13 protein-coding genes are annotated in these 14,032 nt (G+C 38.5%); 3 read left to right on the forward strand and 10 right to left on the reverse strand.

What is annotated here, in order from left to right; genetic code table 11:
• Window position 1: 1 nt before the first annotated feature.
• The 10 genes from H9L23_RS19740 to H9L23_RS19785 are packed head-to-tail and all read right to left on the reverse strand — an operon-like array spanning window position 2 to window position 7,548.
• Complete coding sequence (locus H9L23_RS19740; RefSeq protein WP_246474747.1) at window positions 2-784, reverse strand: PDDEXK nuclease domain-containing protein; 783 nt, start codon at window positions 782-784, stop codon at window positions 2-4.
• A gap of 15 nt (window positions 785-799) precedes the next feature.
• Window positions 800-1,771, reverse strand: a complete 972-nt coding sequence (locus H9L23_RS19745; RefSeq protein ID WP_187591950.1) for a Rossmann-fold NAD(P)-binding domain-containing protein — start codon at window positions 1,769-1,771, stop codon at window positions 800-802.
• Window positions 1,772-1,801: 30 nt separating this feature from the next.
• Window positions 1,802-2,176 carry a four helix bundle protein gene (locus H9L23_RS19750; protein ID WP_187591951.1) on the reverse strand — a complete coding sequence of 125 codons (375 nt, stop codon included), beginning with the start codon at window positions 2,174-2,176 and terminating at the stop codon, window positions 1,802-1,804.
• A gap of 4 nt (window positions 2,177-2,180) precedes the next feature.
• Window positions 2,181-3,329, reverse strand: a complete 1,149-nt coding sequence (locus tag H9L23_RS19755; RefSeq protein WP_187591952.1) for an aspartate aminotransferase family protein — start codon at window positions 3,327-3,329, stop codon at window positions 2,181-2,183.
• Between the two features lie 51 nt (window positions 3,330-3,380).
• A complete protein-coding gene (locus H9L23_RS19760; RefSeq protein WP_187591953.1) occupies window positions 3,381-3,740 on the reverse strand; it encodes a four helix bundle protein in 360 nt (119 codons plus the stop codon).
• A gap of 60 nt (window positions 3,741-3,800) precedes the next feature.
• The gene (argC, locus tag H9L23_RS19765; RefSeq protein ID WP_187591954.1) at window positions 3,801-4,784 is read right to left on the reverse strand and encodes an N-acetyl-gamma-glutamyl-phosphate reductase; all 984 of its coding nucleotides are present in this window, start codon (window positions 4,782-4,784) and stop codon (window positions 3,801-3,803) included.
• Window positions 4,785-4,786: 2 nt separating this feature from the next.
• The gene (locus tag H9L23_RS19770; protein WP_187591955.1) at window positions 4,787-5,272 is read right to left on the reverse strand and encodes a GNAT family N-acetyltransferase; all 486 of its coding nucleotides are present in this window, start codon (window positions 5,270-5,272) and stop codon (window positions 4,787-4,789) included.
• The gene (locus H9L23_RS19775; RefSeq protein ID WP_187591956.1) at window positions 5,250-5,600 is read right to left on the reverse strand and encodes a cupin domain-containing protein; all 351 of its coding nucleotides are present in this window, start codon (window positions 5,598-5,600) and stop codon (window positions 5,250-5,252) included. Before H9L23_RS19775 ends, H9L23_RS19770 begins: the two co-directional genes overlap by 23 nt.
• 54 nt (window positions 5,601-5,654) lie before the next feature.
• Entirely contained in the window at window positions 5,655-6,848 is a 1,194-nt protein-coding gene (gene argG / locus H9L23_RS19780; RefSeq protein ID WP_187591957.1) for an argininosuccinate synthase, read from the reverse strand.
• A gap of 1 nt (window position 6,849) precedes the next feature.
• The gene (locus H9L23_RS19785; RefSeq protein ID WP_124560644.1) at window positions 6,850-7,548 is read right to left on the reverse strand and encodes a GNAT family N-acetyltransferase; all 699 of its coding nucleotides are present in this window, start codon (window positions 7,546-7,548) and stop codon (window positions 6,850-6,852) included.
• A 584-nt stretch (window positions 7,549-8,132) separates the two neighbouring features.
• Here H9L23_RS19785 and H9L23_RS19790 point away from each other — a divergent pair.
• The 3 genes from H9L23_RS19790 (at window position 8,133) to H9L23_RS19800 (ending at window position 13,997) form a co-directional block, all read left to right on the forward strand.
• Window positions 8,133-8,834, forward strand: a complete 702-nt coding sequence (locus H9L23_RS19790; RefSeq protein WP_187591958.1) for a DUF4397 domain-containing protein — start codon at window positions 8,133-8,135, stop codon at window positions 8,832-8,834.
• A 250-nt stretch (window positions 8,835-9,084) separates the two neighbouring features.
• Window positions 9,085-11,544, forward strand: a complete 2,460-nt coding sequence (locus H9L23_RS19795; protein ID WP_187591959.1) for a TonB-dependent receptor — start codon at window positions 9,085-9,087, stop codon at window positions 11,542-11,544.
• Window positions 11,545-11,567: 23 nt separating this feature from the next.
• Window positions 11,568-13,997 carry a TonB-dependent receptor gene (locus H9L23_RS19800; protein ID WP_187591960.1) on the forward strand — a complete coding sequence of 810 codons (2,430 nt, stop codon included), beginning with the start codon at window positions 11,568-11,570 and terminating at the stop codon, window positions 13,995-13,997.
• The last annotated feature ends 35 nt before the right edge of the window (window positions 13,998-14,032 follow it).

Raw genomic sequence — 14,032 nt, forward strand, 5'->3', positions numbered from 1 at the left:
TTCAAACAAAAACCATACACTGCAAATCGCGGTGATAAAACAATAAATCTGTATAATAGTCTTTATTTCCTACCTGCAACCTGTATTCACTCCCCATATAAGTAAAACCCTTTCCCATCTCTAATATGAAACTTTGTAGGTTTTTAATTAGTGCGTTCTGCAGATCATCTTCTGAATGGATCTCGGGTAAAGCCAAAAATTCAAAAATATAAAGATCCTTAAAAATTCCCTGGGGCAATTGTTTAGCTATTGCGTGTCCAAATTTATCACTAAGCAGGGTCCGTTCAAAAGTGGCTGAATTTAACTGACGCTCAAGTTCTCTTACCGATAATTTCTCTTTAATAGAAGTATGGATATAAAATAGCTTTTCCTCTATAGTTTTGGTCTTTTTTAAAATATGTAAATGAGAAGACCACGGTATTTGTGTCAACACTGTTGTCACAAATTTATCAAACTCATTATCAGCATCTTGAAATTGTGTCAGCAATGTTGTCACAATTTCCTTATCACTATAAACTTCATAAAATTGTTTCATTCTATAAAGTCCACGACGGTTAAATCCCTTTAACAGAGGTTGTTTTTCTACGATATAGTTTGCTAAATCATTAACAGTTCCATCGCCCCATCTGCCATTGGCAACCTTTTCGGAAACAATTTGGCCAATATTAAAATATAACATTACTAATTCTGCATTTGCTTTACTGTAAACCCTATTCCGAGCTTCAGTAATAAGCAAAGTAATCTGCTCAAAATCTGATGTTATACTTTTTATTGACTTATTCATTCTAGTTAGTCATAATTACAATTCTTCCAGTATCGCTTTTATAACAGCCTGTGCAGCCCACAATCGATTTCCTGCCTCATGGATAACCAATGAGTTTGGTCCATCCAAAATTTCAGATGATAATTCCAAATCACGGCGAACTGGTAAACAGTGCATTACTTTTGCATCGTTGGTAAATTTCAACTTTTCGTTATTCATCATCCAACCGTCCGGGTAAGTTAATACTTTACCGTATTCTTTATAACTGCTCCAGTTTTTCACATACACATAATCCGCTCCGGCCAAAGCTTCCTCTAAATTATATTGAATATCGGCCTTTGGAGTAAAATCTTCAGAAAGTTCATATCCTTCTGGTTGGGCAATGGTAAAATCGATCATACCTTCAGCCTGAGCTTTACACATCCATTCTGCAAACGAATTTGGTACTGCTTGTGGCAAAGCCTTAACATGCGGTGCCCAAGCTAAAACTACTTTTGGTTTGCGTCCATCAGGTTTTTTCGTCCAGGTTTCGTGTATGGTAATAATATCGGCAAAACTTTGCAAAGGGTGGCGCGTTGCACTCTCTAAACTCACTACGGGCACGGCACAGTATTTTACGAATTTATTGAAGAAATCTTCGCTGTAATCCTCTTCTCGGTTGTTCAACTTTGGAAAGGAACGTAAACCCAGGATATCGCAGTACTGTCCCATTACAGCTGCCGCTTCACGGATATGCTCAACGGTTGAACCATTCATTACCACACCATCCTGTGTTTCCAAAGCCCAGCCTTCTTTATCCATGTTCATCACCATTACATTCATTCCTAAATTTAAGGCCGCTTTCTGCGTACTTAAGCGGGTACGTAAACTTGGATTCATGAAAACCAACCCCAGTGTTTTGTTTTTACCTAAATCCTGGTGTGCATAAGGATCTGCTTTTAACGCAAGTGCATCATTTACAAATTGTTTGATGCTTGGAACATCGTGTACGGAAGTGAAAAGTTTCATACTTAAGGTATAAGGTTTGAGGTGTAGGGTTTAAGGTTTTTTCCCTCCACCTGCTCTTAAAAATTTCAAAAAAGAAATTAGCATTGCCCTAACTTCATTAATTGCTTGGTTAACTTCTAAATATTCTTTTTCGCTTATGTATTTCAATTCTGAGGCACATAAGCAACAATAATCTATTTCATTGGTTGAGCCTAACGCAGTATCTAAAAAGTGGGCGAAGTCCTTATCAGTAAATCTCCCACATCCTTCAACAATATTTAAAGGAATAGATAATGCTGCTCTAGTGAGTTGAGACGTTAATTCAAACCTTTCTTCTTTTGGAAATTTAACAGCAATATCCTTCTTGATAAGCATATTTAATTCATGTGCCTTTTTCCAAACATCAAGTTTTTTATAGTCTCTCATCACCCTAAACCTTATGCCCTACACCTTTTACCGCTTTTTCGAAAGCCGCCAAAAACTCATCAGCATGTGCCTTTGTTAAATTTAAGGCAGGCAACAAACGGATTACGTTCGGTTTTGCTTCGCCGGTAAAAATATGGTGTGTAAACAATAATTCTTTTTTAACATGCGCCAATTCTGCAGGTAGCTCAATACCGATCATTAATCCACGGCCACGTACTTCTACCACCTGCTCAAATTTCTTCAATTCGGTAATTAAGTAGTCCCCTACTTCTTCGGCATTTTTCATCAGGTTTTCTTGTTGCATCACTTCTAAAACAGCTAAAGCCGCAGCACAAGCCAGATGGTTACCGCCAAAAGTTGTACCCAGCTCTCCATGCCAAGGTTTAAATTTAGGCGCGATAGAAATCCCGGCTACAGGAAATCCATTACCCATTCCTTTTGCCATGGTATATACATCCGCTTCAACACCCGAATAATCGTGCGAGTAAAACGAACCTGTACGTCCATAACCACATTGCACGCTATCGGCAATATATACCGAATTATATTCATCACAAAGTGAACGTATTTTTTGCAGAAAACTTTTTGAAGCTTCTTTAATACCCCCAACACCTTGAATGCCTTCGATAATTACCGCAGAAATATCATTTCCCTGCGCTTTGAAAGTTTCTTCTAAAGCCACCTCATTGTTGAATGGCAAAAAGATTACATTTTCGGTTTGATTAACGGGTGCTACAATTTTGGGATTGTCGGTTACCGCAACCGCTAAAGAGGTACGTCCGTGGAAAGCGCCTGTAAATGCAATTACTTTTTTTCTGCCGTTGTAAAATGAAGCCAGTTTTAAAGCATTTTCATTTGCTTCGGCTCCAGAATTACATAAAAACAGCTGAAAATCTTTTTTACCGGAAACTTCACCCAATTTCTCTGCAAGCTGAACCTGTAAAGGGATTTTTACCGAGTTAGAGTAAAAACCAACCTTATTTAATTGATCGGTTAAGCGGTTTACGTAATGTGGATTAGTATGACCAATAGAAATTACGGCATGACCGCCATATAAATCTAAATATTTTTGCTCATTGGCATCCCAAACATTGCTGCCTGATGCTTTTGTTATTTCTATATCGTTAAGTGGGTAAACGTCGAATAGTTGCATTTTTTTTAGGGTTTGAAGGTTGAGGGCTGGAAGGTTGAAGGTTTATGTAACCTAAGCTTTTCCACCGCCTCTCAAAAATTTAATAAATGCGATTAACATCGCTTTAATTTCATTAACACTTTTATTCACAGACTCGTAAACTGCTAAACTGATGTAAGCTAAATCACGGATGAGAATAAAAGCATATTCTATTTCTTTTGTAGAGCCAAGTGCATTATCAAGATAATGAACAAAATCCTTATCTGTGTTTTTACCGCTTCCTTCTACAATATTTAAAGGGATAGAATAGGTGGCCCGCCGAATTTGTTGGGTTAAAGCAAATTTTTCTTCAATAGGTAGGATTTCCTTATAAACCTGTAAAGTAAATAAGTGAGCCTTTTTCCAAACATCTAGTTTTTGATAATCTCTCATACATTTAAAATTTTAGATCTGAATCCAGACCTTTTTGCCTTCCACCTTCCAGCCTTCTGCCTAAAAGTTGGCTGCCTTTAACTTAAGTCCCGCTGTTTCTTCCAAGCCAAACATTAAATTCATATTCTGAACCGCTTGTCCGCTGGCACCTTTTAACAGGTTATCGATAATGCTGATGATAAATAATTTGCCGCCATGTTTTTCTATATGAACCAAGGCTTTATTGGTATTCACCACCTGTTTTAAATCTATATTTTTCTGACTAACGTGTGTAAAAGGATGGGCACTATAATATTCTTCATAAATATTTTGTGCTTCTTCTAAAGTTAAATCAGTTTCAAGGTACATCGCCGCTAAAATTCCGCGGGTAAAAGCACCTCGCTGTGGGATAAAGTTTAAAACCTCCGATAGTGAAGGCTGCAACTGCAATAAACTTTCACTGATTTCATTTAGGTGCTGATGTTCAAATGCCTTATAGATTGAAAGGTTATTATTTCTCCAGCTGAAATGCGAAGTGGTTGATAAACTCTGTCCAGCACCTGTTGAACCAGTAGTGGCATTGATGTGAACTTCTTTATTGATCAAGCCTTTTGCAGCCAATGGCAATAAGCCCAATTGAATACAAGTTGCAAAACAGCCTGGATTGGCAATATTTTTGGCTGATTTAATTTTATCGCGGTTTAATTCCGGCAGTCCATAAACAAATTCGCGGTTTTCGAATGTCGATTTTTCATGCAACCTGAAATCCTGCGATAAATCGATGATTTTAATATTTTCGTTGATCGGATTAGCAGCCAAAAATTTCCTGGCATCACCATGACCAACACAAAGAAAAAGTACATCAATATCCTGTGGAATATCGCTTACAAACTTTAAATCTGTATCACCGATTAAATCTGTATGTACATCTGAGATCAGGTTTCCGGCGTTACTGGTACTATTTACAAAAGCAATTTCAACATTTGGGTGGTTAACCAGAATGCGTAACATTTCGCCCCCAGTGTAACCTGCACCACCGATTATGCCTGCTTTAATTTTATTCATCTCTATGAGTTTAGTGCTATTTTATAAAGAAAAAATTCTTCGTCATTATCTTGTTTTATAAAGCCCATACTTTCGTACAGGTGCTGCGCGTTAAAATTGTCAACAGCGGTTTCCAATTGTACGAATGTAGATCCGTTGTTTTTGGCAAAATCCATGGCGGTTTTAATTAATTTTTCGCCGATGCCCTGTTTGCGGTAATCTTCAGCAACATATAAATCGTTTAGGATCCAGTTTTTACTCAATCTTACCGATGAGTATTTAGGATATAACTGAGTAAAACCTACGGGCTGTTGACTATCATCATCAATGGCTACAAAAATGATTGATTCGTTATGCTGTAACCGTTCATCGATGAAAGCTTTAGCCATTCCGATATCCGAAAACTGGTTATAAAATATACGATACTGGTTAAACAGGCCAACTACAAGATGGGCTTCTGTTAATCCTATTTGTTTTATCGTTATATTATTCACAATCAGTTCTGTCATTTTGGGTTGATGGATAGGAGAAAAGAATAAATTCTAAATCATCAACACCATTGTTCATAATTTTATGTTTATCGCCAGCTTTTATCTGTAAACCTTTGCTGGCATCAACTGTAAATGTTCCACCCTCAATTAAAAATGTTGCCTGACCTTTCAATATGAAGAAAAATTGTTCTGCATAAGTATGAAAATGTAATTTCTCAGCAGTTTGAGCAGGCATTAATTCTTGTTTAATTACTGCTTCAGTCTTGATTACAAAATTCCATCCATCACAGTTATCGCCCCATTTATAGTGACTTAAACAATTTTCTTTTGAAAGGATTTCGCTCATTTTTAAGTATCAAGTATTTGGTATAGAGTATCAAGACCTTACGCCTTGAAGCTTTTAGCCTTCCACCTCACCATTCACCTTGTGCCAGATCATTACCTGGTTGCCAAATATTTTAGAGAAACCTTTAACATCTTCTCCGCTCCAGGCATTGTTCATTTCGCCGTAGCTACCAAATTTATTACTCATTAAATCATGGTTCGATTCAATTCCGATAATCTGGAAACGGTATGGCAACAGCTCAACAAATACTTTACCACTCACAAATTTTTGCGTATCGGCCAAAAATGCCTCAATATTCCGCATAATCGGATCGTGGAACTGACCTTCGTGCAGCCAGTTACCATAAAAAGATGATAACTGCTCTTTCCAGCTTAACTGCCATTTGGTTAACGTATGTTTTTCTAAAGTATGGTGTGCTTTAATGATGATGATCGGTCCGGCGGCTTCGAAACCTACACGGCCTTTAATACCAATAATAGTGTCGCCCACGTGGATATCTCTACCAATACCAAAAGGTTGTGCAATGGCCTGTAATTTCTGGATTGCTTTAACAGGTGCTAATTTTTCACCATCAATGGCAACCAATTCCCCTTTTTCGAAAGTCAATTCAACTTTACGTGGTTCCGTTTCCGAAACCTGGGTTGGCCAGGCGCTTTCTGGTAAAGTTTCGTTCGAAGTTAAAGTTTCTTTTCCTCCTACCGAAGTTCCCCATAAACCTTTGTTGATCGAATATCTTGCTTTTTCGGCACTATACTCCACACCATGTTTTGCTAAATATTCTATTTCCGCTTCGCGGGATAATTTTAAATCCCTGATCGGGGTAATAATTTCCACTCCCGGAATCAGGATGTTGAAAATCATATCAAAACGAACCTGATCGTTACCAGCTCCGGTACTACCGTGGGCTACATAATCGGCACCGATTTTTTTTACATAATTGGCAATAGCAGTTGCCTGACTCACACGTTCTGCACTAACCGACAATGGATAAGTGGCATTTTTTAATACGTTACCAAAAACCAGGTATTTAATACAACCTTCGTAATAACTCTCCGTTTCATCTACAACAGCATGCGATTTTACACCCAAAGCATAAGCTCTTTTCTCAATTTCCTGCAATTCTTCTTCAGAGAAACCACCGGTATTTACAATTACCGAGTGAACTTCCAATCCGCGGTCTTGTGCAAGGTGAATACAACAAAATGAGGTATCTAAGCCTCCGCTAAATGCTAAAACAACTTTTTTCATGCTATTTAAATAAAAGGGTAAATAAAAATAATAGGGCTTTTAAGCCAGTTTTCGGCTTTGGTTTAACAACTAAACGCTGTTTAATGCGCATAAAACGCTCGTATAGTTTGGGTTTTTTCTGCAGTTCTTCGGCAAATTGTTTGGCTACTTCGTGTTTTTTTTCAGCCGGATCGTAAAGCATGGCCGTGCACATACAGTTCTTACGTTCCTTCATTTTTAAAATTTCGAAGTTTACGCAGCTTTGGCAGCCTTTCCAAAATTCTTCATCCTGGGTAAGTTCGCTATAGGTTACGGGTTCATAACCTAAATCAGAATTGATTTTCATTACCGCCAAACCAGTTGTTAAACCAAATATTTTTGCTTTTGGATACAACTTTCTCGATAAGCCGAAAATTTCATTTTTTATGGCTTTGGCTAATCCCGCTTTGCGGTATTTAGGGCTTACTACCAAACCACTATTGGCCACAAATTGTCCGTGACTCCAGGTTTCAATGTAGCAAAATCCTGCCCATGAACCATCTTTGTGGAAGGCTATAACCGATTTGCCCTCCTGCATTTTATTGGAAATATATTCTGGCGAACGCTTGGCAATTCCCGTTCCACGAGCTTTTGCCGATTCAGCCATTTCTGTTACTATTTCTTCTGCAAATACACGATGTTCAGGAAGTGCAACCTGCACTATAAATTCGTTAATATCCATTCGTTTTCTAACGAAAAATTATAAGTATTCTTGTTAATTGGGTTTTTAGAGAGGATCAATTCCTCGTTACGTTTAGTTTAGGTACTAAATACGTGGAGTGAAATTTTGCCGGCTTGTGGGGTAAAAAAATACGGGTTGAAAATGATTAATAAACAGACCTTTCCCACGCACCATTTGTGCGGTAGAAACAGAAAGTTTATGTAAAAATTGTTTAATCATTTCTTGCGTATTAAAACGGCTTTAACTCTATTGAGGTGCAAAGGTTTAAATAAAAATCGAGTTACACAATATTATCATGATTTTTTTATGTTAAGGTTTCGTTTTTTTTAAACTAATCTGACTTAATCAGGGCTTAGGGGAATATACTCCCTTTAAGATTTTTTTCTTTAATAATCAATTTCATCATTAAAGCCTCTTTCAATATTAACATTGTTAAAAACAATCATCAAACTTTAACATCTGCTTAACAACATTTAACAAACTGAAATGCCGATTAAACACAATATTTGTATCGCTGTAGCGAATGCTACCAGGCTTTCGTTTTATTGATGTTTCCTAAATATTAAATCAACTTTTAAAACACTATGAAGAATTCTACTCCGATTTATTTCAAATCCCTTATTTTATTTGTTCTTATTGCTTTTACAACATTTACTTCTTGCAAAAAGACAGAAACTGCAGATCCGACTATAGCTTATATCAGAGTGGTTAATACTTCACCATCTTTGGCCACTTATAATGCTTACTTTAACAGCACCCAGGTTAATACAGCCGCTTTACCTTTTGGCGGTGCTGCTTCTTATACTTCTTACGCAGCAGGATCATACAGCTTAAAGTTTACTACCGCGAGCAGTACCGCGAGTTTATTAACCAAAACGGTTGCCTTAAGTGCAAGCACTTATTATTCTGCTTATTTAATCAATAAACCTGCAGCACTGGATATTTATACCATTGGCGATGACCTTTCTGTTCCTTCCGCAGATAAAGCTTATATCCGTTTTATCAATCTATCGCCTGATGCCGCTGCATTTGACCTAATTAAAACCAGCGCTACCACTGCTTTATTTACGAATAAGACTTTTAAAAATGCAAGCGGTTTTGTTACGGTAGATGCAGGAACTTATTCACTTGATGCAAAAGAAACTTCATCGGGTACGGTTAAGGCTACAACGGGCAGCACCACTTTTACGGCCGGTTATCATTACGATGTAATTTTGGGTGGTTTGGTAACACCTGCAAATGATACGGAACGCGCTTTGAGCTTGCAGGCTATCCAGATTAAATAAGCGCATTAAAAATCTTTTAAAGGTCTTACCCTATAGTAAGGCCTTTTTTATTGTCCAAATCCATTCAATTTCAATAGCGATATAGATTTCAGCTACTGAATTCAGAAATCGCCCCCTTAATGGAGGCGATTTTTTTTGTTATAGGACAATTTAACATTTTATTATTTAGAATAATTCAAAATAATTTGGATAATAACATTTTCTCCCGTTATTTTGCAGCTCTTTAGAATTAATCCAAATAAATCTTAGCATGTTTAAAATCAAACTTCTCAGTTTAACATTTCTTTTAACTTTTTTCAGCATACGCTCCTTTGCCCAACAATTTTCTAGCATCAGCGGTAACGTAACCACATCAGACGGTAAACCAGCGGCCTATATTTCTGTAGGATTAAAGGGAAAAGGTTTGGGAAATGTAACCAACGATAAAGGTTTTTTTGAAATTCAACGTGTTAAACCGGGAACTTATATTTTACGGGTTTCGGCAGTTGGTGTACAATCAATAGAAAAAACAGTGGTGATTACTGCCGGTGAAAACAAAACGGTTGATTTCGTAATCAGCCAAAATTCTAACCAGCTTAGTGAGGTCAATATCAACAAGGGCAAAGCCAATAAATACGGTGCTCAAAAGAGTGATTACGTATCTAAAATGCCGATAAGCAATTTAGAAAACCCACAGGTTTATACCACCATTACTAAAGAAACATTTAATGATCAGTTGATATTCTCGGTTGACGATGCGACGCGTAATGCAGTAGGTATCCAAAAAATGTGGGAATCAACCGGCCGTGGAGGCGATGGCGGCGCATATTATGCATCAAGGGGCTTTATTGTTCAATCGAAACTTAGAAACGGAATTGCAGGTAATGTAACCAGCCGGAACGATGCTGCAAACATTGAAAGTGTTGAAGTAATAAAAGGCCCATCTGCTACCCTATTCGGCAGCACTTTAACTTCTTACGGAGGTTTAATTAACCGCATCACTAAAAAACCTTTCGAAGGCTTGGGCGGAGAGGTAACCTATTCGGCAGGCAGCTATGATTTAAACAGGGTAAGTACCGATTTCAATTTCCCGGTTGATAAGGCCAACCACATTTATGCACGTATAAATGCTTCTTATAATTACAAAGGCTCTTTCCAGCAAAATGTATTCGACAGGGGTTTCTTTGTTGCGCCAAGTTTAGCTTATAAGGTAAATGATAAGTTGGATTTTACTTTTGATGCGGAAATTGCCAATGGTAAAAACACATTAAAACCTTTCGTTTTTTTCTATTTCCCGGTAAAAGATCTGGGTTTTGACAGGGCAGATCAATCTGGTATACCTTACGATAAATCGTTCACTGGTGATGCGATGAAACAAAAATACAACAGTACAAATTTCTTTGGTCAGGCAAATTATAAATTTAACGAAAACTGGTCATCACATACCAGCTTTTCATCTAGCTATAGTTTTTCTAACGGTCGTGGTACTTATTTGTTCTTAGTTCCAAATAACTATCCACCATTGGGTAACCCAACAGCTGCACCAGGAGCCGATATGATATCAAGAGCAGATCAGTCAACCGATAATAGCAAGCTTTACAATTACGAAATACAACAAAATTTTAACGGGACATTTCACCTGGGATCGATTAAAAACAGGATTGTTTTGGGCTTGGATTATTTGCGCCAGAACTCTGACCAATTGTTTTATTCGATCGATACTTTCGATTTAACCAACAAAAACGGAACAGGTGCCAACTATAACAACTTTACCGAAACCAATTTAGCCGCCTTTTATGCAGCAAATGCCTATTCTAAATACCCGGTTAATTTTAAATCAAACACTTATAGCGCTTATGCTTCTGATGTAATTAATTTAACAGACAGGTTAATTGCTTTGGCGGCTTTAAGGGTAGATCGTTTTGATAACAAGGGAAATTCAAACCGTGCAGGTGCTGCACCGGTTGGCGCTTATAAACAAACGGCCTTCTCTCCAAAATTCGGTCTGGTATTTCAACCGATCAAAGATCAGTTGTCGTTATTTGCCAATTACCAAAACGGTTTTAACAACGTTAACGGTATAGATTACAAAGGTGATGCATTTAAGCCAGAGCAGGCTAACCAGATTGAAGGTGGTGTTAAAAGCAACCTGTTTAATGGTAAACTAACCGGATCGGTATCTTACTATTATATCAAAGTTAAAGACATGGTTAGGGGTTACAACGGAGATCCATCAAACCCAAATGCGCAGATCCAGGATGGTAACAAAATCAGTAAAGGTATAGAAGCAGAAATTGTTGCTAACCCTGTTAACGGATTAAACATTATTGCTGGTTTTGCTTATAACGATAACCACTTGCAAAATGCTTCTGCAGATGTTGAAGGAAGACGTGATGCTTATTCGGCTTCGCCTTACTCTGCAAACTTATGGATCAGTTACAAATTTGCTGCAGGTTCGTTAAGAGGTTTTGGTTTAGGTGCCGGTGGTAACTACGCCAGCGATAACAGAATTGTAAATAACTTAATCATCACGCCAACGTCTACCACTGAAAATGTATTTATCCTACCAGCTTACAAAGTGTTCAATGCATCAGTATTTTATGATCATCCAAAATTCAGGATCGGTGCAAAAGCAGACAACTTTACCAACCAAAAATACTGGACAGGTTACAGCACCATGAATCCTCAAGATTTAAGAACTTTCACTGGAAGCGTTACCTACAAATTCTAATAAAAATCCCTATCAATATTAAAATGAATCAAATTAAAACCATTGGCTTAACGTTCTTACTCTCTCTTTTTAGTTTATTTTCTTTTGCTCAACAATTTGGAACGATAAAGGGTAAAGTATCTACCTCTAATGGAAAACCTGCAGCTTTTATCTCGATCGGATTAAAAGGAAAAGGTTTAGGAACAACATCTGATGAAAATGGTTTATACACCATCAACAGGGTTAAAGCTGGCACCTACACCATAAAAGCATCGGCTGTGGGGATTGATCCATCAGAAAAAAGCATCACCATTACTGCCGGTCAAAACCTTGTGGTAGATTTTACATTGAAAGAAAACGATCAGGTACTGGAAGAAGTTACTGTGGCGGGTAAAAACAGCCGTTATAAAATCAGTCTTCCTTCGGCTTCGTTAAGGTTGAATGAGCCATTGCTGGAAGCGCCTCAAAATATACAGACCGTTAGCGATCAGGTAATCAAAGATCAGCAGATCATCAGCATGAGCGATGGCCTGATCAGAAATGTAAGTGGTGCTGTACGTTTGGAACACTGGGGCGATATGTACACCAACATTACCATGCGCGGTTCGCAGATTCAGGCCATGCGCAACGGTTTTAATGTGGTATCTTCTTACTGGGGGCCACTAACTGAAGACATGAGCATTGTAGACCATATCGAGTTTGTAAAAGGACCTGCAGGTTTTATGCTGGGCAACGGCGATCCGAGCGGCATGTACAATGTGGTAACCAAAAAGCCTACGGGATTTAACAAAGGCGAGGTTTCTTTTACCCTGGGAAGTTATGATCTTTACAGAACAACTGTTGATTTCGATCGTAAACTTACTGCCGATGGCAAATTATTGTTCCGTTTAAATGCCGCAATGCAAAGCAAAGGATCTTTTAGGCCTTATGAAAAAAACGACAGGTATACCTTTGCACCAGTACTAAGTTACCAGATATCAGACCGCACCAAATTCACAGCCGAATATACCTTGCAGAATGCAAAAATGACTGAGGTGGGTTCTTATTATATCTTTTCGCCTGCAGGTTATGCCACTTATCCAAGGGAGTTAACCATGACCCAACCCGGGCTTCCACCAACGAGAATGAACGATCATAGCTTATTCTTAAACTTACAGCATAATTTTAGCGATAACTGGAAATTAACGGCACAGGCGGCATATTTTAAATACCTGCAAAATGGATACAGTTCGTGGCCATCGGCTGTAAATGCAAATGGTACTTTAATCAGAAATGTAGGGATCTGGGATGCAGAGAGCAGCATGAAACTGGCACAGTTATTCATCAATGGCCAGGCCAAAACTTTCGGCATTAACCACCGCATTTTAGCCGGTTTTGATGGAGGAAAGAAAAACTATATGGCAGATTGGGGCCAATCGCACGATTTGGATCTTCCAACTTCTCCTTTTAACCCTAATAATCCTGATTATAGCTTCCCAACCAATGGATTTCCAGACTTCGACCGCGCCACGCCACTAGCGCAGAGGGCTGTTGCAGCCGGAGGTTTAATGGATTCTAAATACCTGAGCGGTTATATCCAGGATGAACTGGGCTTTTTCAATAACATTGTGCGTTTAACATTGGCAGGCCGTTATACTTACGTAAGTCAGTCGGCATGGGGCGGCGCACCAGATAAGGCTAAACACATTACCCCAAGGGTTGGTTTAAGCGTATCGGTTGATAAAAGCATGTCAGTTTACGCAGTTTACGATGAAGCTTTTACCCCTCAATCGGGCTTATTGCGCAGCGGTGCCACACCGAAACCCATTACCGGAAACAACAAGGAAATTGGCATTAAAAAAGACTGGTTTGGCGGCCGTTGGAACACTACCCTATCGGCTTACAGGATAACCAAACAGAACGAACTGACCACAGATCCAAATAATGCTTTTATTCAGGATCCGAATTTCCCTAACGACCCTACAAAACAGATTAAAGAAAACTTTAGCGTTGTTTTGGGCGAAAAAAGAGCACAGGGTATCGAATTCGATTTAAGGGGTAAAATTGTAGAAGGTTTAACCCTGATTGCCAATTACGCCTATACCGACGCCAAAGTAACCAAAGTAACGCCTGGTGTAGCAGGTATAAATGTTGGCGATATTATTCCAGGTTTTGCCAAACACGTATCAAATGCCTGGTTAACCTATACGCTGCAGAACGGTGCACTTAAAGGTTCTGGTATTTCGGCAGGTTTTACCCACCTGGCCGGACGTGCAACGGACACCTGGAGTGTTGGTTTACAGAAACTGCCTAATTATTTTAAACTGGATGGGGGCATATTTTACGAACAGCCGAAGTTTAAAATAACAGCCAACGCATTTAACATTTTGGATAAGTACCTGTTTAGCGGATCTTATTACCAGTATTTAAACGCCTACTACTACCAGGCAGAAGCACCAAGAAACTATAGATTAAGCATTGCTTACAAATTTTAATTAACCCCATCAGGAGCAACTGGATCAGATCAGCT

It is taken from the genome of Pedobacter roseus (assembly GCF_014395225.1).
GTDB lineage: Bacteria > Bacteroidota > Bacteroidia > Sphingobacteriales > Sphingobacteriaceae > Pedobacter > Pedobacter roseus.

Coding starts and splice junctions, on each gene's coding strand:
- H9L23_RS19740 (WP_246474747.1), bottom strand. CDS start 784: ATGAATAAGTCAATAAAAAGTATAACATCAGATTTTGAGCAGATTACT.
- H9L23_RS19745 (WP_187591950.1), bottom strand. CDS start 1,771: ATGAAACTTTTCACTTCCGTACACGATGTTCCAAGCATCAAACAATTT.
- H9L23_RS19750 (WP_187591951.1), bottom strand. CDS start 2,176: ATGAGAGACTATAAAAAACTTGATGTTTGGAAAAAGGCACATGAATTA.
- H9L23_RS19755 (WP_187591952.1), bottom strand. CDS start 3,329: ATGCAACTATTCGACGTTTACCCACTTAACGATATAGAAATAACAAAA.
- H9L23_RS19760 (WP_187591953.1), bottom strand. CDS start 3,740: ATGAGAGATTATCAAAAACTAGATGTTTGGAAAAAGGCTCACTTATTT.
- argC (WP_187591954.1), bottom strand. CDS start 4,784: ATGAATAAAATTAAAGCAGGCATAATCGGTGGTGCAGGTTACACTGGG.
- H9L23_RS19770 (WP_187591955.1), bottom strand. CDS start 5,272: ATGACAGAACTGATTGTGAATAATATAACGATAAAACAAATAGGATTA.
- H9L23_RS19775 (WP_187591956.1), bottom strand. CDS start 5,600: ATGAGCGAAATCCTTTCAAAAGAAAATTGTTTAAGTCACTATAAATGG.
- argG (WP_187591957.1), bottom strand. CDS start 6,848: ATGAAAAAAGTTGTTTTAGCATTTAGCGGAGGCTTAGATACCTCATTT.
- H9L23_RS19785 (WP_124560644.1), bottom strand. CDS start 7,548: ATGGATATTAACGAATTTATAGTGCAGGTTGCACTTCCTGAACATCGT.
- H9L23_RS19790 (WP_187591958.1), top strand. CDS start 8,133: ATGAAGAATTCTACTCCGATTTATTTCAAATCCCTTATTTTATTTGTT.
- H9L23_RS19795 (WP_187591959.1), top strand. CDS start 9,085: ATGTTTAAAATCAAACTTCTCAGTTTAACATTTCTTTTAACTTTTTTC.
- H9L23_RS19800 (WP_187591960.1), top strand. CDS start 11,568: ATGAATCAAATTAAAACCATTGGCTTAACGTTCTTACTCTCTCTTTTT.